A 25729-nucleotide genomic window follows, 5' to 3' on the forward strand; every position below is an offset into this window, starting at 1 on the left:
GAATCCAAAGATTGAATATAATTTGTTTTATGGAAAATAATGTAGGTAAAAAACAAAATATAATAAATCTTCGAAATGTAGGTATGAGATACGGCAATAATCCTGAGGTTTTGTCGGATGTTGACCTTAATATAGACAAGGGAGATTTCTATTTCTTAAAAGGTCCTTCTGGTTCTGGAAAGACATCTTTATTGAAACTAATATATCTTGATCACAAAGCTGTTAGAGGTGAAGTTAAAATTCTTGGACACAATGTTGACTCTCTTAGCAGAAATAGTTTAGCCAATATTAGGAAAAGAATTGGCGTAGTTTTCCAAGATTATATGTTATTAAATCACTTAACTGTTTTTGATAATGTAGCCCTTCCTTTAAGAATTTTGGGTAAATCAGAATCTTATATTCAAAAGCATGTTACTGAGATGTTAAATTGGATTGATATGGGGCAACATATGCAGACTACTCCTAATGCATTATCTGGAGGACAACAACAAAGAGTTGCCATCGCTAGAGCTGTTATTCATAATCCTGATATACTTATAGCCGACGAACCTACTGGTAGTGTTGATGATGCTATAGCTTTAAAACTTTTATATTTATTCATTGAATTGAACAAGAGAGGTACTACTGTTATTTTATCTACTCACAACAAACAACTTATGGAAAAATTTGGATATCCTGTAATTGAACTTAAAAATGGAGGGTTAAAACAACATGTATAAAAAAATCTCTTCATTAAATAAGTTCAAAGATAACTTTTTTGCAGGAGAAATAGATAATAACTTTATTTCTTTCATAAGTGCATTCATAGTATTTCTTATGATTTTGTTTTCTAGTTTAATATTCTCTATAAATTCTATTTTTGGGAATTGGCAAGATAACCTTTCAAGAAATTTTACAATACAAGTTCTACCTTATTATAAAACTGTTTCAGGTGAAAATAAAATAAGTAGTAAGGATGTTGAAAAAAGAACATCATCTCTTATAGATCAGCTTGATAAGTTAAAAGGTATTAAGTCTGTTAAAATACAAAAAAGCGAAGATTCCGTTAAAAATCTAAAAAAATTATTAGGCGGAAATTCTGTTAATATAGATAAAGTTCCTTTACCTATAATAGTAAATATAGAAACAAGTGAGTTTATAGATATTTCTACAAAAGATATAGAAAGAGCTACTAAAAAGATAGATGGGGTTAAGATTTTTGATAATAGATCTTGGGTTAAAGAGTTTGTTGACTTCGCCAGTATCATTAAAAATATATCTTACTTTATTATAGCTACGTTGCTATTAACATCTATTGTTGTTGTCTTCTACTTTACGAAATCATTCCTTAAAACTCAGAGGAAGGTTGTTAAAATAGCCCATATAGTTGGTGCCCATGATAATTTCATAGCAAATGCATTTTCTAACAGAATATTATTTTTAAGTGCTACAGGTGCTATCTTTGGAACTATAGTTTCTATATTACTTCTCATTGTTCTTAAATATATGTTTGCTGGAATACAAACTATAACTACTATGGAAGTTTCTATATCTATGTTTGGGTGGTTATGTATACTTTCTATTCCTTTCGTGGTATCATTCCTATTCCAAAGGGTTGCAAATAGAACTATTTTGCGTTATCTTGTTAGACAAGATTAATTTTAACTACTTAAGGACTTTTTATGAGACATCATAAAAGACATAAATCTAGCTTTATAAAGGATATGTTCAAACTTTTTATGGTTATGATGTTCTTTTATCTTGCTGGCTTTTCTTATTTTGTTAAATCTATGCCCTTCTCTAGAGATGAATTAAGACCTAGCAATGATTACGATGCTATAATTGTTTTTACGGGAGAAGGTGAAAGAATTGCAGAGGGACTTAAGCTTTATTATAATAATGTTTCTAAAAATTTATTTATAAGTGGTGTATTTAAAGATTTACCTATTAAATATTTCTTTAAAATGAAAAATGATGAGGCTGACTTTGATAAGCTTGATACTATTGGCATAGACTATGATAATTTTGCAAAGAATACTATTGATAATATAGTTTCTACTAAGCTTTATACTAGCACAGAAGGATTTAATAAAATTATCCTTATAACATCATTCTATCACATGCCAAGAGTTAAGTTTTTAATGAGTAGATTTGCATCAGATATTGAAGTTGTATATCATCCTGTATTCCCTAGAAATATATCTAGAAGCATTCTTGATAAAGAATTTTTAGAGATTTCATTGCTTGAATATAACAAAATCTTAACATATATAATATGGGAAATTCTTGGCATAGAAAATGAAAACTTGAAAGACTAATTCTTTTGTTTTAAAATCTCACAAATATTTAATTTAATTTTACGGAGGAAGCATGAACTTCTTAAGATCTATATTTTTTAATGTATACTTTTTTATAATAACTACCCTATTCTGCTCTTTGGGATTGGCTTTTATTTGGATGCCTACATCTTTTATTCTTAAAATTGCATATACTTGGAGTTGGATGACTCAGCTAGGTCTTAGATTATTCCTTAATATAAAGATTAATATAAATGATGAGGCCGGACTAGATAATATGAGAGACGGAAGCTATATAGTTGCGTCTAAACATCAATCTGCTTTAGAAACTATTATATTCTATACTATTTTTAGAAATCCCATATTTGTTTTAAAGAAAGAGTTAACTTATATTCCTATCTTTGGTATTCTTGCTTGGAAAATACATATTTCTGTTGATAGAGGAAATAGAAAGGCTATGAGCGGGATATTAAAACAACTTCCTAGAGCTATTAAAAGAAAAAGAAAGATTATTATATTTCCTGAAGGCACTAGAAATAAAGTTGGTATGAAAAAAGATAAAATAAAATATAAATCTGGCGTTTATTATATTGCTAAAAACAATCCTGACTTAAAAATACTTCCTGTTAACATTAATACTGGTGAGGTATGGGGTAAAAAAGCATTTGTTAAGAAGTCTGGAGCGGTTAATATAAACATATACAAACCTTTTAAAGCTTCTGATATGAAAAATAAAAAGCTCTTTCTAGAAGAGCTTAAAAATGCTGTTGAAAAATAATATTATTACTGATTATTTACATCAGAGTTCTCTGTTATATATGCATCCATCTTCGTATTGGCAGCTTCTAATGCCTTAAATAACTCTGTAAAAGTAGAATTTTCGGCAAATGAAGTTTTATATAAAGTTTTATTTGCTAATCCTTTATCATTAACTGAACCATCTAAATTTTTCAAACTACTAGCCTTGCTTATCACTAGAGAATTAAATCTATGATCATCCGTACTAGTATCAAGATAGAAAATTCCTGATGCATCGGTAGTTACCCTTCCGTTTGTATATAATATATCGCCAAATATCATATGAACATCTGCATGATTTGCATCGACATTATTTGCCCTAACATAACCTGATATTTCGAATCCATGATTTGGCTGTAGTGTAAGATCTCCTCCTATCATAAATCTTTCCGTTGTCACACCTTGAGCATATACTACACTGGCAGATGACGATTCTGCTTCTCCATAGAAATATATATCTCCATTTATAACCGGTGTATTTGAACTATCTAAGGTAAGCACATGGTTATTTAAGTCATCACCATATGCTGGAAAAGTCATGACATCTGTATATAAATTTCTAAATTGAAAACTTTTTAATCCATCGTCTTTAGATAAAATTAATTCATCTGCTTCTATTGGACTTCGAATATCCATATAATTAGATACTATATATTTTGAACTCATAGCTCTTAAATTTTCTATATTCTTAAGAGACATAAACATATTTGTTGTCATTTTATTGAAATCTTCTTGGTCTGTATATTTTTTAGCAATGAAATTACCTGCCTTAGTATTACTTGAGAATAATATTGCAACGTCATTTTCTGATATATCATCTGTTAGATTAAAACCACTTGGATTCCAATCACTTAAATCAGATTCCCATCCAAACCCCATAATCTTATCTGCCTCTACATAAGCCCCGTAAGAACCTAATTCCTTTACGATAGCAGATGCTTTTTTACTCTTTATTTGAGCAGAAGGATTTTCTCCTATTATAAGCGCTTCAATACTTTGAGTACTTTCAGTCGATACCACTCTTAGATATATAGCATAAGATTTGTCTAAAACATTTGTTGATGATGCCTCAAATATACCATGCTTATTTAAAATTTCTTCTGTCATTATATTTCCGCATTCAGAAGGACCCAAAACAACACTTATATCTGAAAGGCTCACCTTGCAAACATCTTTGCTTGAAGATGAAATGTTTTCTAATATGTCTGACTTATACTCGCCAACAAACCCCTCTACTGATTTATATAATTTCAACATATCTTTAACTATTAGAATATTCTCAGATAACTCTATTTGTTTTTTAGATTGGGCTTGAATGATTGGAAGAATTATAACTAGAACTGTAACCATTAGGATCATTTCTAGTAACATTCCACCTTTTTGATTTCTTTTTTTATTTTTCATAAATTCCTCTTGAGTAAAACTTTAATTAATTAGAAGAAGCTGTAACCGGAACATATAGTTCCTACACTTCCAAAGGTATCTGGGGATCCGCAATATTCTGCTAACATACTTCCACAGAAAACAGAATCTGATGAACCTGCTCCAGAAGGATATATATCTGGACAAGTAGCTTCAATATCACTTCTTCTTCCTCCACTTTTAGAACATATATCGCATATGTAATCTCTAGTCTTTGCAGAGGTATTTCTAAAACTTGTTATAAGATTATTTACTTTATTATTAAAATCCTCTCCTTTAACTTGGATAGAATCTGCATTTAAAATACCGTCTAAACCAATAATAACTTGATTAGATCCATATTTTCTAAGACTTGTGGTTCTTATAATATTGGCATTAAGAGAATTCGTTGTAAATGTTCCATTAGCTCTAAACTCTGTAGAATTTATATCTGGAGTATTTCCATTTGGTATTAAGTTAGCTATGTACAATTCGTTAGCTGAAAATCTTTCAGAAACATTTAGCCTTTCGAATATTCCTATACCTTTCTTATCACTAATCTCTCCGGAACCGACTGAAGATCCTGACAAAACTAATTCCTCTACATTTATTGTAGAGCCATTTGATGCTAGAGTTATTTGATCATTACTTTGAATTGAATTTAAGCTAACAGTATACCCACCTGAAGATGTAGCATCATCTCCATCATTAATATCTTTATCTAAGTCTAACTCACCTCTAAGAAGAAGATAATCTCTTATGGATAAAATACCGTTTCCATCTCCATTAAATGATATTTCATTCGCAATATCTATGCTATCTATAAGAGCCTCTTCAGATAAAGATATGCCTTCATTACCTATTGCAGATGCTGCAGAATCATAAACTACTTGAGTTATACATTCTCTATCAGCTGAAACTGTATTACCTTGAGCATCTTCTTTTGTATTGCAAATAGATGATTGTGAGTTATCTGTCCACTTTCTACACTTACACAAGTCTTTGCTAATCTCTGCTCCAGCCGGTCTTGATGCCCCACCTACGTAGCTAGCGCCTGACTTACTTATGATTTGATCAACATCTAATTCTTTAACATGTTTAACGTCATTGAAATTCATATCTATATATGTTTCCATATCATTTTTACTTGTATCTAATCTATTTAGAAAACTGTTGTATTCTTTTATAACATTGTTATCTATCACTAAAACTATCTTTGGTTGGTCTGCATTAAATGTTATGTTTGGAAAGTCTGATGTAGGCCTTCTCCAGTAACCAGAAATACTATAAATATTGTTATCATCTCCATCATAATAGGCAAAGTTTGCACCCGCCATAGAAGCTATTTTTCTTAAAGCTTCATAAGAAAACACATCATCAGAATTCATAAATAATTCCTTATTAATATCTAAGAATGCAGTAACAGATAATCTTTTAGGGCAAGCATCTTCCAATGCAGCCGTACAACCTTCTACCTTTTCATTATGATATTTTTCTGAAGTTAAATAATATCTTCTTAAACTAAAATATTTTTGTAATATCGTATCTGTATTACTAGTTAAACCATAATTACTAAGGTTTAAATCAGATTCGTTCTTTGCTCCATTACTTGTGGTTTGGAAGCTTTCTTTGTTAACGATAGTATAGTTAATTAAAACATCTTCTAACTCCTTTAATTTTTGAGCTATTAAAGTTTGTTTAACTTTTTGAGTTTGACCATCTATCATTGAATATATGAATGGCATAAGAATTAAGAGAGCTCCTATTGCTAGAATTATCTCTAACACATTCATACCTTTTTGATTTCTTTTTCTATTGTTAATATTCATAATATATCTATCCTATAAATTATTTATTTCCAATAATCACTATTTATTGATGTTACTGCATTTTTTAAATTTCTTATAGATGTACTCATACTAGACATTGAAGAACTTCCTTCAAGACTTCTTATCTCATCTCTTATTGTAACAATTTCAGCTCTTGTAAGTGGGCAGTTTTCATCATAAACAGATTCTTGAAGTCTATCTTTTTCAAAACAAAAATGCGCGTATTGCATTGCTTTTTGCATATCATAAAGGGCGTTGAATACTGCGGATGCTTTACAATTATTTGCTACCGGGCAATCTGATGAATAAATAGCATTAGTCAATGTAAATACATTTACTCTAGATGACACATCTAAATTTATATCTTGTACCATGTTAGTATCTCCACCTGGATTTAATCTGGCTACCTCTTGTATATCCAACTGATCTTTATCACTATCAAAATCAAGAGTTGATGTATCTTGAATTACAATACCAACTTGCCCACCACCTAATTCTAAAGCGTTTACACCAGATATTGTTATATTATTATCTGTAGGACCTGATCCTACTAGCTTTATAAGAGCGTCCTCTGAATTAGTTGAGTAACCACCTAAATTTTCAACACCTATATCCGAGAAAGTCGTTGAGTTTTCATCTTCTGCCATGGTTAAGTTCTCTATATACATAGGAGATGATGAACCTAGACTTAAATCTTCAACCGCTATTTCTTTATCTATAGATATATCTTCGAAAAATCCGCCTTCAAAAGTTAGATTTTGAGTTATGATATGACCTAGATTTAAGTTTTGAAGAGAACTTATAGTTACAGGATCTTCAGCTTGATTTTCTATAGTTTTAACAGGTTGAACTGATGTGCCTATTGTACTTGAACTGCTTAAAGATCCCGTTGAAATTGTTTCAAAATAACTTGTTTCTGAAATCGTTCCATCTATAGTTATTTTTTCAACATTCGCAGTATAAACATCATATAAATTGTTGTCATCTCTTTGCTCTGATGTACTGAAATTTAAATTAACTAACATAGTATTTTCAATACCATTATCAGATGATGTTTTATCTTTATATAAGAATTCACTTACAACAACATCTCCGTCAGAAAGAGCTACCATTATGAATTCGTTTTCTCCATCTGTATATGTAGCTGAATTTATAGCATTATAGATATCCTTTGGCACTTGAAATAAACTTCCTGAGGAAGAAGCTACACATACGTCTCTAATATAATCTGTTGCATCCGCACAACTTCCGCCACCTACAGGAGATGTTCTAACGACTGCCGCTGAGAAACCGATTCTATTAACGATTCTTTTTAATCTTAATTTTGATAGATCTCCTTTTGTTACTATCAAGTAACCTCTTGTTAAAAGTCCGTTTGTAGTATCTTTATCTAAAATCAAATGATATGTTTGACCCAAACTGTTTCCATTAAGAATACCTTCTATATTTTCTTTTTTTATTCCGTATCCTGAAAGAACACTAAGATTGTCATCATCGCCAACAGATCCAGTTCCAACATAAATAGTCGAACCTTCTGATATTACAAAACTACCATCTTTTTCTTTATCTTTATTTGCAGATAAATAATTACTAGCAGATTCTCTGATTAAATTTATTTGGCTGGCAATTGCCTGCTCTTCTAATTTTTTATTTCTTTCTTGAATAGCTCCCATTAACATAGGTAGAACTATGATAAACAATGCAATACCTAATAGCATTTCTAGTACAACAGAGCCGTTTTGATTTGATTTTAAATTTCTCAAAGAAGTCTCTCCTTATAAATTTCTCTCCTATGAATTATAGCAAAATTTTTAAAGTTATGAAAGCTTTTTATTGAAAGTTTTTCTAAATATGGTATAATGTTTTTATATTAATTTTGGAGGAATTTATGAAACATAAGATGAAACACAAAAGAATTTTTATATTTGCTTTAATATTGTTTGTTGCTGGATTGATGGGATATACAATTAGCCAACATACTATGAAAACAAATTTACAAACTGAAAAATCTAATATTGTGAAAAACTACGTAGCCACCATTTCTGTTTATAATGAAATATTTAATGAAGCCAAAGGTGTTATAGCGAGTAGCGATGAAGAGTTTGAAAAATTTTCAAAACTTAATGAAAAAGTAAATACTGTTAACCTAGATAATTTTGATAGTGTTTATGATTTGCAAATAGAATTATTTAGTGAATTTTTTACATTTGTTCAAGCTAATAAAAACATTATATTTAATGAAAAAAGTTCTAAGGAATATTTATTTGATGACTTTAGAAAAAGAAAAGATTATTTCTTTATAGTTTCTAACTCTTATCAAGAGATGTTGAAAGATGCATAAAATTTTCTGGGGTTAATTCTTCTGCTCTTGCGGAAATTTTAACTCCTTTTTTTTGCCAATTTTCTATGACTTCAATTGAATTTTCATGAATTTTCTTTAGAGAAGATTTAATAGTTTTTCTTCTTTGGTTGAATGCTTGTTTTACAATTTCTTCTACTGATTTAAAATTGAAGTTTTTAGATTCTTTAAATGGAATAAATTGAAGAACTATTGTATCTACTTTTGGTGCAGGTGTAAATGATCCCGCTCCTATATTAAATTGCTTTTGAACATTACAAAGTAATTGAGATAGTATTGATATACGACCATATTGTTTTGTTTTAATTGATGCTTTTATTCTATCGGCAACTTCCTTTTGGAATATAAGTGTCATTCCATCAATTAATTTATCTTTATGAATAAGTTCCAACCACTTTACTAGAAGATGAACAGAGATATTGAATGGTAGATTAGATGCTATTAAAAATTTTTCATCATTTGGGCAATGTTCTTTTTTTAAAACTTCATAATCTATTTTCATAGCATCTCCTTCTATTATTTCTAATCTATTAGGGTATGCTTTTTGAAGTTCTTTTTGAAGAGGAATTATATCTTTATCAAAATCTATTACTATTACTTTTTTTGCACCGTTATTTAATAATGAACGAGTTATTCCTCCTGGCCCACCACCTATTTCAACAACTACGGCATCTTTTAATCCTCTTGCTGATTTTGCAAATCTGTCGGTGATATTTAAATCAAGCAAGAAGTTTTGACCTAAAGATTTTTTAGGTTCTATGCCGTGCTTTTTAAGCATATCTGCTACTGATGGCAGATTATCATAATAGTGTTTTTCCATGAGTTGAGGATATAATGCTTAAATTAAAAATGCAAGAGTGGATTTTTATAAAATAAAATTCCCGCCGTTGTTGGCAAGGAATTCTATATTAAATTTTAAGCTTCTTTCTTAACACGCTAGTTTCAGTATGTATTTGATAAGCTCCTGCATTGATGTCTTTTGAAGCTTTTTCCCAAGTTACAGAAGAAAAATCCGGAGAGATATCCGAAGCATATACTTTACATACAAATTCATTATCTAATGTGTATACTAAACTATGAAATCTATAATGCTTTATTCTGAAATTATTTTTTGAAAGTTCTGTTTTTATAGGTTCTTCTAAAAAAGATTCATTTAAGTCCATGTTTAAAAATTTTAGGTTTATTACATGCTATATTTCTGAAAATACTTTGTCAATATAAATAAAAGCCCCGCGATTGCAGGGCTTTATTTTTTGGAATTTGTTAGAAATTATCTTTTTCTACCATTTCCGTTTCTTCTGTCTCTACCATTATCTTGGTTTTCGAAGTCTTTTTTGTTAAGTTTTTGACCTACTCTTTTCATAGATACTTTAACTTTACCTCTATCCATTCCAAGAACTACAACTTTAACAACTTGACCAACTTTAATTGCGTCTTCGATGTTTTCAGTTCTTTCGTCTGAAATTTCAGAAATATGTAAGAAACCATCTTTACCTGGCATTAGGTTAACAAATGCACCGAAAGGTTTCATATCTACAACTTCACCGTCATAAACTTCACCAAATTCAGGTTCTTTAACGATACCTTCTATTATAGCTTTTGCTTTTTCAATATTTTCTGAAGAACCAGCTATAACTACTGTACCAGTTTTACCTTCTTCTTTTATTTCAATTTTAGTATCTGTTTCTGCTGTAATTTCTTTAATTACTTTACCACCAGAACCGATTACGTCTTTAATCTTAGATGCGTCGATTTCGATTGTAGCTATTTGAGGAGCTTCAGCAGAAAGTTCTTTTCTTGGGGCTTTGATAGCTTTAGCCATTTGTTTTAAGATATGAATTCTTCCATCTTTTGCTTGTTCTAAAGCTTGTTCCATAATATCAAATGTAATTGATGTAATTTTCAAGTCCATTTGAAGAGATGTAATACCTTTTTTAGTACCAGCTACTTTAAAGTCCATATCTCCCAGGTGATCTTCGTCACCCATAATATCTGAAAGAACTGCGAATTCTTTACCTTCTTTGATTAGACCCATTGCAATACCAGATACTGCATCTTTAACTGGAACACCAGCGTCCATCATAGCTAAACTTGCACCACAAGTAGTTGCCATAGATGAAGAACCATTAGATTCTGTTACATCTGAAAGAACTCTTATTGTATAAGGGAATTCTTCATGAGATGGCATCATTGGGTTGTTAGCTCTAAACGCTAATTTACCGTGACCAATTTCTCTTCTACCGGCTCTACCAAGCCTTCCACATTCACCTACTGAGAATGGAGGGAAGTTATAGTGAAGCATAAATCTATCAAAAGAAACTCCATCTAGGCTATCGATTAATTGTTCGTCATCTTTAACACCTAGAGTAGTTGAAACTAATGCTTGAGTTTCACCTCTTGTGAATAATGCTGAACCGTGGTTTTTAGATAAAACGCCAACTTCACATTCGATAGGTCTGATTTCAGTTGTTTTTCTTCCGTCGATTCTTTTACCTGTTTTTAAAATAGATTGTCTAACAACATTTGCTTCTAGTTCATGGAAAGCATTTGATAGGCAAGACCATCTTTGTCTTTTTTCTTTCATTTTAGCTTCGAATTCAGCTACTGAAACTTTAGCCATTTCTTTTTGAAAATCAGCTTCAAAAGATTCTTTTAATTCATCTCTAACAGCGTCAACAGCAGCATATCTTTCTGCTTTAGTTTTGATAGAGAATGCTTTTTCAAGACCTTTTCTACATTTCTTTTCAACTTCTTTGAAAGCTTTAGTAGCGCATTCTGAATTATCTGCAACTTCCCATCTTTCGTTGTTAACTTCTTCAGCTAATTCGTTAATTCCTTGGATAACTGATTGGAAACCTTCGTGACCGAATTTAACAGCTGATAACATAGTTTTTTCATCTAAGTTTTGAGCTTCAGATTCAACCATTAGAACACCTTCTTTAGTACCAGCAACAACTAGGTCTAAATCTGAAGAAGACATTTCTGTATTAGTTGGATTTAATTTGAATTCACCATCAATTAAGGCAACTCTTGATCCACCGATTGGTCCCATGAATGGAATACCTGAAATTGATAAAGCTGCTGAAGCTGCAATCATAGCAACGATATCTGCTTGATTTTCTTTATCGTAGTTATAAGTTGTACAAATAATTTGTACTTCATTTTTATAACCTTCTGGGAATAGAGGTCTAATTGGTCTATCGATCAATCTTGAAACTAGAGTTTCGTGAGTTGATGGCATACCTTCTCTTCTATTGAAAGAACCTGGGATTTTACCAGATGCTGAGAATTTTTCTTGGTAGTGAACTGTAAGTGGGAAGAAATCTTGACCTTCTACAGCTTCTTTTTTACCTACAACAGTTGCTAGAACCATTGTTTCACCCAAAGTTGCCATTACAGCACCATGAGCTTGTCTTGCAATTTTACCAGTTTCTAAAACTAGTGTTTGATCTCCGAAAGGAATTTCCTTTCTGATTTCGTTGAACATTTTTGATTTTTTAGTAAACATTTTTTACCTTCGTTCTTTTACGAATTACCAACCTTTACAATAGCAAAAATTTATACGGAAATTCGTATTTTCATTAATTTATAGGAGGTATGAGATAATATCTTTTGTAGAAAGACTTTAAAAGTCATTAGTAAGATAGTTTGTTGCTTTTCACCCATTTTCAACGTAAGTCTTTGTGTAAAAAGGAATAAACTATCTTCTCATATTCCCAATTTCTTATTAATTTTATATTTATAATGGATAAATTGCAAGAAATTTGTTTTTTCTTATTATTTATGAGAAATAAAAACACCCTTTCAATTTAATGAAAAGGGTTTTTTAGCAAGACTAAAATATATTGACTTGCAATCGATAAGTGAAAAAATGCTCCAAAGGCAAAAGATAACATCATTATTCTACTAAGATCAAAAGCTTTTTTATTTATAACAAAGCTTCCATCTCCTGGAAGAAAAATAATCCCTCTAAATGCCATAAAACTCATAAAAGTTCCTATAGTTAATGATAGAAAGTATGTCATAAAGAAATCAAACTTTATATCTTCCTTCATAGGGAGAACCTGATTGAATGCAGACTCCGTTGTTTCAGGATTAGAAAATATACATAAAATGCAAAATACTATTAGGTACCCTAAGAAGAATAAGGAAAGAGCAATAAAAAATCTTTTTAAATTATTTAATCCGTCCGTTAATAAACTGTTCATAAGTAAATAGGTTTAAAGTTTTTATTAGCGATAAGACTAATCATATAATCAATTTTGTCAATGGAATTTTTTCCTACATATAATAGTTGAAAAAGTTTTGTTCTTAATATATTCTACTCCCTATGGAAAAGGTTAGTGAAAATAAGCCTCATTATGTTGGGCATAGACAAAGACTAAAAGAGAAACTTCTTGCTGTGGGTAAAGAAGGATTGTCTGATTATGAATTAATGGAATTACTCCTTATGCTTGCAATTCCTAGAATAGATGTTAAACCTTTAGCCAAAGAATTATTAGCAAAATTTGGATCTTATTCAAATGTTATTTATGCAGATGCTGCAGACCTTATTAAGGTAAAAGGAATTAAGGAAAATACTATAGCTGTTTTTAAAACGGTTGAAGCATCTATTGTTAAAACACTTGAAAGTGATATGAAAGAAAAGAATATTATTAATAATTGGGATAAGTTGATAAATTATTGTATGTCTAATGTTTCCAACAATAATATTGAGGAATTTAGGGTTCTTTATTTGAATACCAAGTTTCATTTGATAAGGGATGAGATGCAACAGAAAGGGACTATAAATTATGCAGCAGTTTACCCTCGTGAGATTGTTAAAAAGGCACTGGAATTAAATGCTCATAGTATTATTATGATACATAATCATCCATCTGGAGATCCTACTCCATCTATGGCTGATGTGGATATTACACAAAAAATTAAAAAAGCCTTATCTCCTCTTGGCATTGTTATGCATGACCATGTCATTTTTGCTAGAGGTGGGGATAATTATAGTTTTAAGGATAATGGAATTTTATAAACACAATCTTTTATTCGAATTTAAGGCAAAGTATCGATTGTAAAATTTTAATCATGTATTATTTATTAAAAAATATTAAATTAGGAGAAATTAAATGGGAGTTGATGTAAATTATCACATAATAGAAGAAGGAATTTCTAATGTTAGGGCATTGGTTTTTTCTAGAAATAAAGGAAAAGTTTTTCTGATAAAAAGAACTAAAAAAGATAGACCTGTTTATTGGACATATCCAGGAGGACATGTAGAAGATGGGGAAACAGTTCAGGAAACTTTGGAAAGAGAGATTTTAGAAGAACTTGGAATTAGAATTTGCAAAGTTGAACCATTTATGAACTATGAATTTGAGGATGGTTCTAAGCAGTTATTTTATACCTGTAAAGAAGCGGAAGAATTTGAAAGAGTAGAACCTACTGGACCTGAATTTACAACCCCAAGAGAGGATAATAAATTTGAAGTTCATGAAGTAGATTTAGAAGAAATAAAAAACTTAAATGTTCTTCCTGAAGAAATTACTGAAATGTTTTGTTTCAAATATGATTTAGATTAAAAATAAAAAGGAGCTTTAATAGCTCCTTTTCTTTATTATTTGTAAGAAGTTATTTTTTCTTACTTAGATTTGGTTTCATAGTTGGGAATGCTATGATATCTCTGATAGATTCGTTACCTGTGATAATCATGATAAGTCTATCAAGTCCGATACCTAGCCCACCTGTAGGAGGCATTCCGTATTCTAATGCAGCAATGAAATCTTCATCAAGATCTTCTGCTTCATCATTGAATTCTTTTTGAGCTACCTGAGCTTCCATTCTTTCTCTTTGGTCTCTTGGATCAGATAATTCAGAGTAAGCGTTAGAAACTTCCATACCACAAATTCTTGTTTCAAATCTTTCAACTAATCTTGGATGATCTCTGTGCTCTTTAGTTAAAGGAGAAACATCTTTTGGATAGTCCGTAACGTGAACTGGTTGAATTAACTTTGGCTCTACTAGCTCGAAGATTTCTTCAATAACTTGTCCCCAGTTCATGTTTTTATCAGTGTGAACTTCTAGTTCGTCAGCTATTTTACGAACATCTTCAACAGTCGATTCTAGAGAAATTTCTTTACCTAATTCTTCTTTGATTAGATCAAGCATTGTTGCCCTTCTGAATGGAGGTGTGAAATCTACTTCGTGTCCTGCAAATGAGCATTTGTAACTTCCGTGAACTGATTTAACTAAATGAGCTATTAGGTTTTCTGTTAGTTCCATCATATCGTTGTAGTCAGCGAATTGTTGATATATTTCCATCATTGTAAATTCTGGATTATGAGTTGTATCTATACCTTCGTTTCTGAACATACGACCAATTTCGAAAATTCTTTCAAATCCACCTATTGTTAGTCTTTTAAGGTGAAGCTCTGGAGCGATTCTCAAGAATAGGTCCATATCCAAAGCATTGTGGTGAGTAGTAAATGGTTTTGCTGCTGCTCCAGTTTGTTGTGTATGTAAAATTGGAGTTTCAACTTCCATGAAGTCTTTATCTCCTAAATATCTTCTAACTTCGCTTATGATTTTAGAACGGTTTCTCAAAGTCGCTCTACTATCTTCGTTCATGATTAAATCAAGATATCTTTGTCTGTATTTAATTTCAGTATCTTTTAAGCCGTGATATTTTTCTGGCAATGGTAATAAGTTTTTAGATAGAACTGTTAATTCTTTAACCCTAACTGTTAGTTCACCAGCTTGAGTTCTTGTTATAACACCTCTTACTCCAGCCCAGTCACCAACTGCTAAATTTTTCATTATAAATTGTTGATCTTCTGGAAGTTCTTTTTTATATGCGAAAACTTGGATTTTACCACTTTCGTCTCTAACGTCCATGAACATTCCTGAATTTCTATATGCGTAGATTCTACCAGCAACTATTACTTCATCTTCAGTTTGTGTATCAGCTTCTAGACCCTTATACTTGACTTGAAGTTCTCCAGCCTTATGCGTAGGCTTAAATATATGAGGGTATGCGTTGATACCTGCATCTTCTAGTTTTGCTAATTTTTCTAATTTTGATAGCTTTTGCTGATTGTAAACTTTTTCGTTGCTCATTTATGAATTCCTTCAATTAATTTTAGTCGTTAAAAACCCCTTATAATATAGGGATAAGAGAAATTATACTTATATAAAAAATAGATGTCAATGCTTTAAATAGTGTTTTTTGTAGGATATAGTTGAAAATACTTGACTTTTATGGCTGATAAGTTATTATGTTGGTAATTTCCGAGAACGTAGGTCTGAGTAGTAGGTCTTCAAAGCCTCCTAAGGATAAGGTACCTCGCCCGAATTAATGGGACTATCGGAAGAAGTCAATTTAGAGAAAAAGGCTTTTTGATTTTTAACAAATCAATTATTGTTTTATGATATATTTCATTTTGCACTGCCCTGCTCTCTATGCTTAAAATAAAGGAAAAGGCTATGACTAAAAGAATTCAAGCTAAACATAAAATCGACAGAAGACATGGTGTAAACCTTTGGGGTAGAGCTAAGTCACCAATCAACACTAGAGCTTATGCTCCAGGTGAACATGGTGCTATGAAAAAACCTCAAAAGTCTGACTTTGGTAAACAGCTTTATGCTAAACAACTTTTAAAAGGTTTCTACGGAAGTATCTCTGAAAAGAAATTCAGAAAATATTATGATGAAGCTGTTAGAAGAAAAGGTGATACTGCTGAAAACCTAATCGGTTTATTAGAATCTAGATTGGATGCTGTTGTTTATAGAGCAAAATTTGTACCTACAGTTTTCGCTGCTAGACAATTAGTTAACCACGCTCACGTTTTAGTGAACGGTAAAAAAGTAAACATCGCTTCTTACAATGTAAAACCAGGTGATGTAATTACTATTAGAGAAAAATCTAAAGGCATGAAACTTATCACTGAAGCTCTTGCTTCTAAAGAAAGAGAATGTCCAGAGTACATTAACTGTGATGAAAAGAAAATGGAAGCTACTTACGTTAAAGTACCTTCATTCGAAGAAGTTCCTTACGCTGTTGTTATGGAACCAAATCTAATCATCGAGTTCTACTCAAGATAGTATCGATTTTAAAACCCTCTGGAAACGGAGGGTTTTTATTTACAATGCTTTTTAAATATAAGTGGTTTTTCGTAAATAAACTCTTTAATTTTCAACCTTATTATGTTATAATTTTTGCATGGAAAAATACGACTTACATACTCCCGTTTTGATAAAAGAAATTATTGAAACTTTTGACCCTGTTGATAATGGGGTTTATATTGATTGCACATTTGGTGCCGGCGGATACACTAGAAGATTTTTAAAGAAATCTAAATGTAAAATCATAGCATTTGATAGAGATGAAAATGTTGCTGCTACAGCTAAAGAATTTAAGGAAGAATTTGGCGATAGATTTGAATTCTTTCAATTACCATTCTCAAAAATAGGTGAAGTTTTTGCTGAAGGAAAAATTAATAATGGTGAAAAAATTGATGGGATAATTTTTGACATCGGTGTTTCTTCTATGCAGATAGACCAAAAAGAAAGAGGCTTCTCTTTTAGATTTGAAGATGCTCCATTGGATATGAGAATGAGTAAAGAAATCAAAACTCCTGCGTGGGAAATTTTAAAAGATTTTTCTGCTAAAGAGTTGGCTGATATTTTTTATAATTTTGGAGATGAAAAAAATTCTTTTAGAATTGCTAATAGAATTGTTAAAATAAGAGAGGAAAAACCTTTTCAAAAAACAGGTGACCTTGTTAAATGCATTGAAGATGTTGTTGGGAAATTTAAATCCAAATCTTCTATACAAAGAGTGTTTCAATCTTTAAGAATTTTTGTTAATGATGAATTGGGTGAATTAAAAACAGCCTTATCTGCTACTAAAGAAATGGTAAAAAAAGATGGGATAGTTGGAGTTGTTACATTCCACTCTATTGAGGATAGAATTGTTAAGAATTTCTTTAAAGAAAATTCTAATTTGAAAACGTCTACAAATAGATATGCTCCCGTAGATTTCAACGAAGATGAAAAATTTGATTTTAAAATTATAGATAAACGTGGTATAGTTGCTAGTAGTGAAGAGTTAGAACATAATCCTAGATCTCATTCTGCAAGATTTAGATATGCTATTAGAAATTAAAATGATTTGGAGAGAGCTAAGTAAATGAAAGAAAATTTAAAAAAAGTATTAATATTGTGGAAGGACATAATTTTTCATCCGAATAAGATTCGTGGTGGTTTTTCTATATTTATATTTTTGATTATATTTCTTCTTGTTTATAGTATCCAATATCACATATCTGTTAACGCAACTAAAACTACAAGATTAAATGCTAAGATTAGAGATTTAGATACTCAATTAAAGATTTTAAAAACCGAGTTTGAATATCAAACTTCAAATCCTAGAATTGCTCATCTTTATGACTTATATTTAAAAGATGATTATCAAAACAAAAATAGAAAAATCTATATTGAACAATTAGAAATTAATTCCAAAGCTTTTGAATAAAATTGGGTATTTCATGAAGAGGAAGATTACTTTTAGAGAGAGACTTAATAAGATGCTAAACAAATGGTTTGAGCATAATACTTGGGTCTCTATTAATTACAAAAAAGAAATTCCTTCCTTTATAATAAACAGTGTCACTATAGATAAGAAAAAAGTTGATAGAGAACTTAGAATAAATGTTTTAATACTTGTTTCATTTTTGCTATTTGGTGGTATAATATACAGAGCTTTAAGCCTTTCTGTAGAAGTTAATAATCCATTTAAAAATTTATTTAAGAAAAAAATTGAGATTGCCAAGTCCACAACAAAAGATGAAAACTTAAGTAGAATTGATATTGTAGATAGAAAGGGGGTTGTTCTTGCTACAGACCTTCCTATTGAAGAACTTTATGCAAACCCTTCCATGATATTATTCCCTGAGAAAACGGCTAAAGCTATTAAAAAGATTTTTCCTGAGCTTAACGAGAACAAGCTACTTAAAAGATTTAAATCTGGGAAAAAATTTGTTTATGTTAAAAGAAAAATTTCTCCTGAAGAAAAGCAAGAGGTTTTGAAAATTGGAGATCCTGGACTTAACTTTATTAAGAGAAATTCACGATTCTATCCTCAAGGAAAGCAATTCTCTAAAATACTTGGAAGTACAGACATTGATAATAATGGTGTTAGTGGCATAGAAAAATATTTTAACGAAGCTATATTAAATACAAATAAAAATGAAAATATTAAGCTATCTGTTGATACGAATATTAATTATATGATTAGAAAGCATCTTCTTGATGCCATGGAGAGATTTTCTTCTAAAAATGCCGGTGCAATTCTTATGAAAAAAGATACAGGTGAAGTTATATCTATGGTTTCTCTTCCTGATTACCACCCTAAGAATGCTAAGAAATTTGTTAACAATCAATTGTATAATAATCATATGACTTTAAGTGTTTATGAAGCTGGCTCTATATTTAAAGTTTTCAACACTGCTATGGCTTTGGAAGAAGGCTTGTTTGATCTAGGTAGGACTTATGATACTAGAAAGCCTGTTAAAATAAAAGGCGCTACTATAAAAGATAAAAAGCCTCATGGAATTATCAACATACCTGAAGTACTTTCGTACTCTTCTAACGTTGGATCTGCTAGAATTGCACTAGAATTAGGAAGAGAGGTTCAGGAAGAAACTTTAAGAAAATTTCATTTGTTCGAAAGAAGTCCTTTAGAGATTCCTGAAGTTGGATTATCACTAACTCCTAAACCTTGGAATGAAGTTGCTACCGCTGTTCTTTCTTATGGATATGGTATGTCTGTTAGCCCTATCAATTTACTTTCAGCTTTCAACGCAACTATTAATGATGGATGCTATGTTAATCCAACACTGATAAATCTATCTGAAGAAGCGGAAGATATTGTTAGAAGAAATTGTGATAGAGTTATATCTGAAGAAAATTCAGAAATTATTAGAAAGAATTTGAGACTTGTTGTTCTTAATGGTACTGCTCAATTAGCAAAATCTGATAAAATTAAAATTGGTGGTAAGACAGGAACTTCATTTAAACAAGGTAATGGAGGATATTCTGAGGCAAAGATAACATTCTTTACGTCTGCTTTTCCAATTGAAAATCCTAAATACTCTTTATTAATTTTCTTCAATGATGTGAAAGCTGAAAAAATCAGAAAATGGTGTAACGACGCATCTTGTAATGCTGTTCCTGTTAGTAAGGATATTATTGAGGATATATATGAAATCCTAGACTAGTTTACCGTGCCTTTTGCTTTACTTAATTCCAATTATAACAAATTAAATTTATCCTATTTTTTACTTTCAAATTCCACATATTGTGATATAATATTTTTATTAAAAATTTAAGGAGAATTTTATGCTTTATAATTTATTTGCAAGCCACGATGGCATCTTTAACGTTCTTAGATATACATCATTTAGAGCTGGCGCTGCTTTAATAATTTCTATTATATTTTCACTAATACTAGGAAAGTATTTAATACCTGTTTTCAAAAAACTTCAAGGGCAAGGACAAACTATTAGAGAAGATGGGCCTCAAAGTCATTTATCTAAAAAAGGAACTCCTACAATGGGAGGATTTATATTTATAATTGCATTCCTTTTGAGTTCTATTTTATTTGCTGATTTAACTAATCCTTTTGTATGGATTGCTTTAGCTGTTACGGCTGGATTTTTCTTAGTTGGATTTGCTGATGATTACCTTGTTGTTAAGAAAAAGAGTTCTAAAGGTTTAAGTGCTAAATTAAGACTATTAATAGAATTTTTAATTGTTGGTTCTGCTGTTTATGCAATACAACAACTATTCCCTTTTAATTTACAAAATGAAGTGCTACTTCCATTCTTTAAAGACTTCTCTTTAGATCTTGGAATTTTCTTTATAGTATTTGCATGTGTTGTTGTTGTCGGCACTTCTAACGCTGTAAATATTACAGATGGATTAGATGGACTTGCCACTTTGATTTCTATAAATGTAATTTCTGTTTTAGCGATATTTGCATTCCTTTTAGGAAGGGTTGACTATTCTAATTATTTACATTTTCAATATATACCTTATGCGTCTGAGTTATTAATTCTATCATTTGCATTTATTGGTGGATTACTAGGATTTTATTGGTACAACTCTAAACCTGCTCAAATATTCATGGGGGACTGCGGTTCTTTGGCTATAGGTGGTTTCTTAGGTATTCTATCTGTTATGTTGAAGAGTGAATTTGTTTTAGCTATTGCTGGAGCTGTATTCATTGCTGAAATATCTTCATCTGTTATACAAAGAGTTTATTATAAGATAAGTAATGGTAAGAGAGTTTTTAAAATGGCTCCTTTACACCATCATTTTGAACTTTCAGGATGGGCTGAAGAAAAGATTGTGGCTAGATTTTGGATAATTTCTTTCCTATTCTGTATGATTGCTTTATTGAGTATAAAACTTAGATAAGTTGGATTAGTTCTGTAGGAGAGATAATGAGTTTTGAAATAGAAAGTATTGATATAAGAGACAAAATGAAAGAGAAGCTTCTTTCTTTTGATAAGGGGTTGTTAATTCCTGTTATAGCTCTTATGGTTATAGGCTTTCTTATGGCATTCTCAGCCTTTCCTTATAATGCTCAAAGAATTGGCGCCAATGGGTTTGCTCTTACTAAAAAATATTTAATATATGCTTTTGTATCTTGTATAGTAATGGCTATATTTTCTTTTTCAAATCAAAGAAGAATTAAAAGTTTAGGTATAATAGGTTTTATAGGGACTCTTGCCCTTCTTGTTTCTGTTTTTTTTATAGGAACCACTATTAAAGGTGGTACTAGATGGATTGATATAGGTATCACAACTATTCAACCATCTGAATTATTAAAACCATTTTATATTATTGTTAATGCTATTCTACTTGTTAGATTTAAGAAAAATATGAAAAAGAATAGAACTCTTCAAGCTAGAAAACTTGGAGTTCTTATACTTGCTCTATTCGGATTTATTGCTGGAAATATTATTATTCAACCGGACCTTGGTATGACACTTGTTTTCTTCGTTATATTTGCTTCTCAGGTTTTCATTGCAGGCTTTCCTTGGAAATATGTTATTGGATTTGCTGGTATCGGTGTGGGTATGATATTTTTGGCTTATAACACCCTACCCCATGTGCATAAAAGAATAAATACTTTCTTGTATCCAGAGCAATCAGATACTTATCAGATTGATAGTGCTTTGAGAACTATTAAAGCATCTGGATTCTTTTCATCTCCTGGAAATATATTGAAAAAGAATGTTCCCGATGTTCATACAGATTTCATTTTAGCAGCTATATTTGAAAATCTTGGAATTATTGGTGGAGTTGGAGTTCTTTGCCTGATACTTTGGATTGTTATTAAAGGATTTAAAGTGTGTAAAAAACGCCTAATAGATGATGACTTTGCATTATTTGTTGCATTCCCTATGATAATATTATTTCTAACGCAATGCTTGATTAATATTGGAGGTACTTTAAGATTAATACCTTCTAAAGGTGCTACTCTACCATTTGTATCTTATGGAGGTTCTTCATATTTATGTTTTGCAGTTGTGTTTGGGGTTTTAATAAGCTTAACTAGAAAATATAATTTTTAATACATTTTGTTGATAAGGATTTTAATATGAAAAATAAAAAAATAGTTTTTACTGCTGGTGGTACTGGCGGACATCTATTCCCTTCTGTTGCTGTTGCAAAGGAAATGAAAAAAGATGGTTATAGAGTATTTCTTATAACAGATAAAAGAGGTAAAGAGTTTACTGAAAAAGGGGTTTTTGAAAAAGTTATTTCTATACCTGCTGGGGGGATAGTTGGTAAATCTAAATTATTTAAAATAATGAGTTTGATGAAACTTGGATTTGGCTCTTTTATTTCATTTATTAAGCTTTTGTTTATGAGACCTAAAGTGATAGTTGGATTTGGCGGGTATACTACTGTGTCTGTTATATTGGCAGGATGGATATTAAGAAAGAAAGTTATAATACACTCTGCTGATTCTGTTATGGGATTATCTAATAAAATACTTTGTAGATTTGCAAATAAAATTTTGACCTCTTTCGAAAATGTAAAAGGCATTCCTGCTGGAAATAATAGTAAAATAGTTTTTACAGGACTTCCTCTTAGAGAAAATATTTTAAAACTTTCAGAAAGTAAAAAATATAAAGCTCCTTCAAAAGATGAAAAGATTAATATTATTATTACTGGAGGTTCTCAAGGATCTGCTGCCCTTGGTAAAGATTGTGCAATAGCTTTTTCTTTACTTGATGATGAAGTAAAATCTAGATTAAATATAAATCATCAGGTTAGAAAAGAAGATATTGATACTGTATTAGATATTTATGAAAATGCTGGATTATCTAAGAATATTAATTGCGAACCTTTCTTTGATAATATGTCTGAATTATATAAAGACTGCCATTTGTTTATTGGAAGAAGTGGTGCTTCTTCAGTAGTGGAAAATGCTTTGCTGGGTGTTCCTTCTATCTTCATACCTCTTTGGCATAAGGATAGACAGCAGTTCCTTAACGCTGAGCAGTTAACATCTGTCGGTGGAGCTCTTATGATAGAACCTAAAGAGTATTCTTCGGAAGTTTTAAAAAACATTCTTAACGAAGTTTTTGATGGTAAAAAACTTTTAGATATGAACAAGGCTTTATCTCAGGTTTCTATTAAGAATGGTAGCGTAGAAATACCTCTAGTTCTTAAGGAAGAATTTTAAAATTTGACTTTGTCATTTATCCTACTAATAATTATTATATGAATTAATTAAAAGGAGGTTTAAATGGATAAAAAATCAAATAATAAGAAAAAGTATACTCCAAAGAATTTTCAAAAAATGGATAAAACTAAAATGCTTTCTGGTGCTGTTTTAGTTTTATTTTTAACGTCTTCTGTACTTGGATATAAGTTATATAATGTTTCTTCTAATGAGATTGAAGTTACAGAGTGCTCTGGTGATTGCTTGGATAAACAATTAGAAGGCAAAAGATCTTTTGATGAAAAATCTCAAAGAAAGAATTCTTTTCTAGAACAAAAAGAAAGAATGCATAAGAAAGTGGCTCCTCATAGAGATTTTCATAGAAATGCTTTTGAAGAACTTTACGATGAAATGGAAAGAAACTTTGATGATATGGCCGGAAGTTTTGAAAGGTTTGCTGATAGATTTGAAGATGAATTTGTAGAACCTTTCGAAAAAGTTCAAGAGAGAAATAGATTTCTAAGAAGAAACTTTTCTATGAAAGATGATGCTGATAGCATAACTTATGTTGTGAGATTAAATGAAATTAACAAAGATATGGTCGATCTTTCAATAAAAAATGGTGTTCTAGTTATAAATGTAGAAAAGAAAATTGATGATGTTAAAAAAGACGAAGACTCTTACTCTAGAAGAGCTAGTTTTAATTCATATCATAAGGAGTTCTTACTACCTCAAAATGTAGATACTAAATCTGCTAGTGCTGTAATTGAAAATGATGAACTTAGAATATCTTTTAAAAAGAAAGTTAAAGATAAAAAAATTGAGATAAAATAAGAACATTATCTTAAGTAATTTAAATATAGTCTTCTTAAACGGAGGCTATATTTTTTACGTAAGTATTACCTTGAGTTTATTCTTGTTTTTTGAAAAGTTATAATTTATAATTGCTTAAATAAACGTTCAATTATATACAAGGAGAATTGTTATAAATACTTTTAATAGAAATCCTAAACAAAGAGATTTAGGGCCAAGAAGAAACGAACAAATTAGAGTTCCTTCTGTTCAAGTTATTGATAATAACGGTCAAAACTTAGGTGTTATACCTACTAAGCAAGCGTTAGATCTTGCTAAAGAAGCTGGATTAGATTTATTAGAAATTAATCCTAATTCTGAGACTCCAATTTGCAAAATTATGGATTATGGCAAGTGGAAATATGAAGAGAAGAAAAGAAAGAACGAAAATAAAAAGAAAACTAAAATTGTAGAAACTAAAGAATTACAATTTAGACCAAATATTGAAAAACATGACTTTGATACAAAAGTTAAAAGAGCTGTTAAATTCCTAGGTAAAGGAGATAAAGTGAAAGTTTCTCTTAGATTTAAAGGAAGAGAATTTGCTCATAAAGAAGAGGCTCAAAAAATATTTGATAACATCTTAGAAGAGTTAGGTGATTTAGCAACTTTAGATGTTAAACCAAAGTTTGAAGGAAGACAAATGATGATGATTTTAGCTCCAGGCGAAACATCTAAGGACTAATATCTTTCTTGTAAATGAATATTAAAAATAGGTTATTAATTTAACCTATTTTTTATTTTAGTAAATCATCTATTTCTTTTTTTGTAAGAGGATTTATATCTTCTATTGTTTTTTCGATGTTGAAATCTTTTATCTGCTTCTCTTCTGAAACTTTCTTTTCTGTTCTATGGGAAAAAGGACAGCCACAATAATCTTGTTCATATATATTTAAGTCTTTTATCAATTCAGCTTTTCTAATTTGTCCGCCTGACTTTTTCCAGTTTATATCCCAGTAATCTAAACTAAAGTCTTTAGCGATTCTATTACCTATTTCGTTAACCTGAGATAGATCTTTCCATCTAGATGTTGCTAACGTAGAGCTTACTACTTTAAAACCATTCCTTTGAGCATATTCGAATGTTTTTCTTAATCTCATAGAGAAACACTTTTCACATCTCTTACCTCTTTCTGGTTCGTTTTCTAGCCCTTTTATTTCTTCTAACCATTTATCTGCTTCATATTCTAAATCTATAAATGGGAAGCCATATTTAATAGCAAGTTTTCTATTTTCTCTTAATCTCTTATTATATTCTTGTTCTGGAAAAATGTTGGGATTATAAAAAAGTATTGTAGTGTTTATGTTGTTTTTAGCTAATCTCTCTATAACTTCGCATGAACATGGAGCACAACAAGTCAGCAAAACTAGTTGTTTTTGTTCAAATGGAAATTCTAGAGGTATGTTTAATAAATCTGCCATAATAAACCTTTTACTTTTCATCTATTGTTGCTATAATACATCATATATCGTTATTAATAAAA

The 25729-nt window shown here is 30.4% G+C and carries 25 protein-coding genes; 16 read left to right on the forward strand and 9 right to left on the reverse strand.

Annotated features, from left to right (window positions below):
- The first annotated feature begins 29 nt into the window (after positions 1 to 29).
- From ftsE to N4A44_01815, 4 genes are read left to right on the forward strand one after another with little or no spacing between them, the layout of a single operon-like run.
- Positions 30 to 719, forward strand: coding sequence for a cell division ATP-binding protein FtsE (gene ftsE / locus N4A44_01800; protein ID MCT4552377.1), 690 nt, complete (start codon positions 30 to 32; stop codon positions 717 to 719).
- Entirely contained in the window at positions 712 to 1638 is a 927-nt protein-coding gene (locus tag N4A44_01805; protein MCT4552378.1) for a hypothetical protein, read from the forward strand. Before ftsE ends, N4A44_01805 begins: the two co-directional genes overlap by 8 nt.
- A 23-nt stretch (positions 1639 to 1661) precedes the next feature.
- A complete protein-coding gene (locus N4A44_01810; protein MCT4552379.1) occupies positions 1662 to 2297 on the forward strand; it encodes a YdcF family protein in 636 nt (211 codons plus the stop codon).
- A 52-nt stretch (positions 2298 to 2349) separates the two neighbouring features.
- Positions 2350 to 3054: a 1-acyl-sn-glycerol-3-phosphate acyltransferase gene (locus N4A44_01815; protein MCT4552380.1), complete on the forward strand. Its 705-nt coding sequence runs from the start codon at positions 2350 to 2352 to the stop codon at positions 3052 to 3054.
- 5 nt (positions 3055 to 3059) lie between these two features.
- Here the strand turns inward: N4A44_01815 and N4A44_01820 are convergent, their stop codons facing one another.
- The 3 genes from N4A44_01820 to N4A44_01830 are packed head-to-tail and all read right to left on the reverse strand — an operon-like array spanning position 3060 to position 8067.
- Entirely contained in the window at positions 3060 to 4478 is a 1419-nt protein-coding gene (locus N4A44_01820) for a hypothetical protein (protein ID MCT4552381.1), read from the reverse strand.
- 29 nt (positions 4479 to 4507) lie between these two features.
- On the reverse strand, positions 4508 to 6304 hold the full coding sequence (locus N4A44_01825) for a hypothetical protein (GenBank protein MCT4552382.1): 1797 nt from the start codon (positions 6302 to 6304) through the stop codon (positions 4508 to 4510).
- Positions 6305 to 6327: 23 nt separating this feature from the next.
- Positions 6328 to 8067 (reverse strand): hypothetical protein, encoded by a 1740-nt coding sequence (locus tag N4A44_01830; GenBank protein MCT4552383.1) that lies wholly within the window; start codon positions 8065 to 8067, stop codon positions 6328 to 6330.
- A gap of 125 nt (positions 8068 to 8192) precedes the next feature.
- Here N4A44_01830 and N4A44_01835 point away from each other — a divergent pair, with 125 nt between their 5' ends.
- Positions 8193 to 8645 carry a hypothetical protein gene (locus N4A44_01835; GenBank protein ID MCT4552384.1) on the forward strand — a complete coding sequence of 151 codons (453 nt, stop codon included), beginning with the start codon at positions 8193 to 8195 and terminating at the stop codon, positions 8643 to 8645.
- Here N4A44_01835 and rsmA read toward each other — a convergent pair.
- From rsmA to N4A44_01855, 4 genes are all read right to left on the reverse strand, one after another.
- The gene (gene rsmA / locus N4A44_01840) at positions 8611 to 9483 is read right to left on the reverse strand and encodes a 16S rRNA (adenine(1518)-N(6)/adenine(1519)-N(6))-dimethyltransferase RsmA (protein MCT4552385.1); all 873 of its coding nucleotides are present in this window, start codon (positions 9481 to 9483) and stop codon (positions 8611 to 8613) included. The genes N4A44_01835 and rsmA overlap by 35 nt on opposite strands.
- Positions 9484 to 9571: 88 nt before the next feature.
- On the reverse strand, positions 9572 to 9826 hold the full coding sequence (locus N4A44_01845) for a hypothetical protein (protein ID MCT4552386.1): 255 nt from the start codon (positions 9824 to 9826) through the stop codon (positions 9572 to 9574).
- A 107-nt stretch (positions 9827 to 9933) separates the two neighbouring features.
- Positions 9934 to 12171: a polyribonucleotide nucleotidyltransferase gene (pnp, locus tag N4A44_01850; GenBank protein MCT4552387.1), complete on the reverse strand. Its 2238-nt coding sequence runs from the start codon at positions 12169 to 12171 to the stop codon at positions 9934 to 9936.
- A 301-nt stretch (positions 12172 to 12472) separates the two neighbouring features.
- Positions 12473 to 12871 carry a hypothetical protein gene (locus N4A44_01855; protein ID MCT4552388.1) on the reverse strand — a complete coding sequence of 133 codons (399 nt, stop codon included), beginning with the start codon at positions 12869 to 12871 and terminating at the stop codon, positions 12473 to 12475.
- A 122-nt stretch (positions 12872 to 12993) separates the two neighbouring features.
- On the opposite strand from N4A44_01855, the gene radC reads away from it, so the two are divergent.
- Positions 12994 to 13689 carry a DNA repair protein RadC gene (radC, locus tag N4A44_01860; protein MCT4552389.1) on the forward strand — a complete coding sequence of 232 codons (696 nt, stop codon included), beginning with the start codon at positions 12994 to 12996 and terminating at the stop codon, positions 13687 to 13689.
- 94 nt (positions 13690 to 13783) lie between these two features.
- Positions 13784 to 14236, forward strand: coding sequence for an NUDIX domain-containing protein (locus N4A44_01865; protein MCT4552390.1), 453 nt, complete (start codon positions 13784 to 13786; stop codon positions 14234 to 14236).
- A gap of 49 nt (positions 14237 to 14285) precedes the next feature.
- Here N4A44_01865 and lysS read toward each other — a convergent pair whose 3' ends face one another.
- Positions 14286 to 15770 carry a lysine--tRNA ligase gene (gene lysS / locus N4A44_01870; GenBank protein ID MCT4552391.1) on the reverse strand — a complete coding sequence of 495 codons (1485 nt, stop codon included), beginning with the start codon at positions 15768 to 15770 and terminating at the stop codon, positions 14286 to 14288.
- A gap of 366 nt (positions 15771 to 16136) precedes the next feature.
- On the opposite strand from lysS, the gene rpsD reads away from it, so the two are divergent.
- From rpsD to infC, 9 genes are all read left to right on the forward strand, one after another.
- Positions 16137 to 16754, forward strand: a complete 618-nt coding sequence (gene rpsD / locus N4A44_01875; GenBank protein ID MCT4552392.1) for a 30S ribosomal protein S4 — start codon at positions 16137 to 16139, stop codon at positions 16752 to 16754.
- Positions 16755 to 16872: 118 nt separating this feature from the next.
- Positions 16873 to 17817, forward strand: coding sequence for a 16S rRNA (cytosine(1402)-N(4))-methyltransferase RsmH (gene rsmH, locus N4A44_01880; GenBank protein MCT4552393.1), 945 nt, complete (start codon positions 16873 to 16875; stop codon positions 17815 to 17817).
- A 24-nt stretch (positions 17818 to 17841) separates the two neighbouring features.
- Complete coding sequence (locus N4A44_01885; protein MCT4552394.1) at positions 17842 to 18186, forward strand: hypothetical protein; 345 nt, start codon at positions 17842 to 17844, stop codon at positions 18184 to 18186.
- 13 nt (positions 18187 to 18199) lie between these two features.
- Positions 18200 to 19930, forward strand: a complete 1731-nt coding sequence (locus N4A44_01890) for a penicillin-binding protein 2 (GenBank protein MCT4552395.1) — start codon at positions 18200 to 18202, stop codon at positions 19928 to 19930.
- Positions 19931 to 20051: 121 nt separating this feature from the next.
- Entirely contained in the window at positions 20052 to 21131 is a 1080-nt protein-coding gene (mraY, locus tag N4A44_01895) for a phospho-N-acetylmuramoyl-pentapeptide-transferase (GenBank protein ID MCT4552396.1), read from the forward strand.
- Between the two features lie 26 nt (positions 21132 to 21157).
- The gene (locus N4A44_01900) at positions 21158 to 22294 is read left to right on the forward strand and encodes an FtsW/RodA/SpoVE family cell cycle protein (GenBank protein MCT4552397.1); all 1137 of its coding nucleotides are present in this window, start codon (positions 21158 to 21160) and stop codon (positions 22292 to 22294) included.
- Positions 22295 to 22320: 26 nt separating this feature from the next.
- Positions 22321 to 23415: a UDP-N-acetylglucosamine--N-acetylmuramyl-(pentapeptide) pyrophosphoryl-undecaprenol N-acetylglucosamine transferase gene (locus N4A44_01905; GenBank protein ID MCT4552398.1), complete on the forward strand. Its 1095-nt coding sequence runs from the start codon at positions 22321 to 22323 to the stop codon at positions 23413 to 23415.
- Between the two features lie 63 nt (positions 23416 to 23478).
- Positions 23479 to 24228, forward strand: coding sequence for an Hsp20/alpha crystallin family protein (locus N4A44_01910; GenBank protein ID MCT4552399.1), 750 nt, complete (start codon positions 23479 to 23481; stop codon positions 24226 to 24228).
- Between the two features lie 151 nt (positions 24229 to 24379).
- Positions 24380 to 24931 (forward strand): translation initiation factor IF-3, encoded by a 552-nt coding sequence (gene infC, locus N4A44_01915; GenBank protein MCT4552400.1) that lies wholly within the window; start codon positions 24380 to 24382, stop codon positions 24929 to 24931.
- Between the two features lie 52 nt (positions 24932 to 24983).
- Here the strand turns inward: infC and N4A44_01920 are convergent, their stop codons facing one another.
- Positions 24984 to 25688: an epoxyqueuosine reductase QueH gene (locus tag N4A44_01920; GenBank protein MCT4552401.1), complete on the reverse strand. Its 705-nt coding sequence runs from the start codon at positions 25686 to 25688 to the stop codon at positions 24984 to 24986.
- Between the last annotated feature and the right edge of the window lie 41 nt (positions 25689 to 25729).

It is taken from the genome of Alphaproteobacteria bacterium, from assembly GCA_025210155.1.
Classification (GTDB): domain Bacteria; phylum Pseudomonadota; class Alphaproteobacteria; order Rs-D84; family CASDRH01; genus JAOASE01.

What these genes read in the sequence shown, in the direction of transcription:
- ftsE (MCT4552377.1), top strand. Translation starts at nt 30, where the DNA reads ATGGAAAATAATGTAGGTAAAAAACAAAATATAATAAATCTTCGAAAT.
- N4A44_01805 (MCT4552378.1), top strand. Translation starts at nt 712, where the DNA reads ATGTATAAAAAAATCTCTTCATTAAATAAGTTCAAAGATAACTTTTTT.
- N4A44_01810 (MCT4552379.1), top strand. Translation starts at nt 1,662, where the DNA reads ATGAGACATCATAAAAGACATAAATCTAGCTTTATAAAGGATATGTTC.
- N4A44_01815 (MCT4552380.1), top strand. Translation starts at nt 2,350, where the DNA reads ATGAACTTCTTAAGATCTATATTTTTTAATGTATACTTTTTTATAATA.
- N4A44_01820 (MCT4552381.1), bottom strand. Translation starts at nt 4,478, where the DNA reads ATGAAAAATAAAAAAAGAAATCAAAAAGGTGGAATGTTACTAGAAATG.
- N4A44_01825 (MCT4552382.1), bottom strand. Translation starts at nt 6,304, where the DNA reads ATGAATATTAACAATAGAAAAAGAAATCAAAAAGGTATGAATGTGTTA.
- N4A44_01835 (MCT4552384.1), top strand. Translation starts at nt 8,193, where the DNA reads ATGAAACATAAGATGAAACACAAAAGAATTTTTATATTTGCTTTAATA.
- rsmA (MCT4552385.1), bottom strand. Translation starts at nt 9,483, where the DNA reads ATGGAAAAACACTATTATGATAATCTGCCATCAGTAGCAGATATGCTT.
- N4A44_01845 (MCT4552386.1), bottom strand. Translation starts at nt 9,826, where the DNA reads ATGGACTTAAATGAATCTTTTTTAGAAGAACCTATAAAAACAGAACTT.
- pnp (MCT4552387.1), bottom strand. Translation starts at nt 12,171, where the DNA reads ATGTTTACTAAAAAATCAAAAATGTTCAACGAAATCAGAAAGGAAATT.
- N4A44_01855 (MCT4552388.1), bottom strand. Translation starts at nt 12,871, where the DNA reads ATGAACAGTTTATTAACGGACGGATTAAATAATTTAAAAAGATTTTTT.
- radC (MCT4552389.1), top strand. Translation starts at nt 12,994, where the DNA reads ATGGAAAAGGTTAGTGAAAATAAGCCTCATTATGTTGGGCATAGACAA.
- N4A44_01865 (MCT4552390.1), top strand. Translation starts at nt 13,784, where the DNA reads ATGGGAGTTGATGTAAATTATCACATAATAGAAGAAGGAATTTCTAAT.
- lysS (MCT4552391.1), bottom strand. Translation starts at nt 15,770, where the DNA reads ATGAGCAACGAAAAAGTTTACAATCAGCAAAAGCTATCAAAATTAGAA.
- rpsD (MCT4552392.1), top strand. Translation starts at nt 16,137, where the DNA reads ATGACTAAAAGAATTCAAGCTAAACATAAAATCGACAGAAGACATGGT.
- rsmH (MCT4552393.1), top strand. Translation starts at nt 16,873, where the DNA reads ATGGAAAAATACGACTTACATACTCCCGTTTTGATAAAAGAAATTATT.
- N4A44_01885 (MCT4552394.1), top strand. Translation starts at nt 17,842, where the DNA reads ATGAAAGAAAATTTAAAAAAAGTATTAATATTGTGGAAGGACATAATT.
- N4A44_01890 (MCT4552395.1), top strand. Translation starts at nt 18,200, where the DNA reads ATGAAGAGGAAGATTACTTTTAGAGAGAGACTTAATAAGATGCTAAAC.
- mraY (MCT4552396.1), top strand. Translation starts at nt 20,052, where the DNA reads ATGCTTTATAATTTATTTGCAAGCCACGATGGCATCTTTAACGTTCTT.
- N4A44_01900 (MCT4552397.1), top strand. Translation starts at nt 21,158, where the DNA reads ATGAGTTTTGAAATAGAAAGTATTGATATAAGAGACAAAATGAAAGAG.
- N4A44_01905 (MCT4552398.1), top strand. Translation starts at nt 22,321, where the DNA reads ATGAAAAATAAAAAAATAGTTTTTACTGCTGGTGGTACTGGCGGACAT.
- N4A44_01910 (MCT4552399.1), top strand. Translation starts at nt 23,479, where the DNA reads ATGGATAAAAAATCAAATAATAAGAAAAAGTATACTCCAAAGAATTTT.
- N4A44_01920 (MCT4552401.1), bottom strand. Translation starts at nt 25,688, where the DNA reads ATGAAAAGTAAAAGGTTTATTATGGCAGATTTATTAAACATACCTCTA.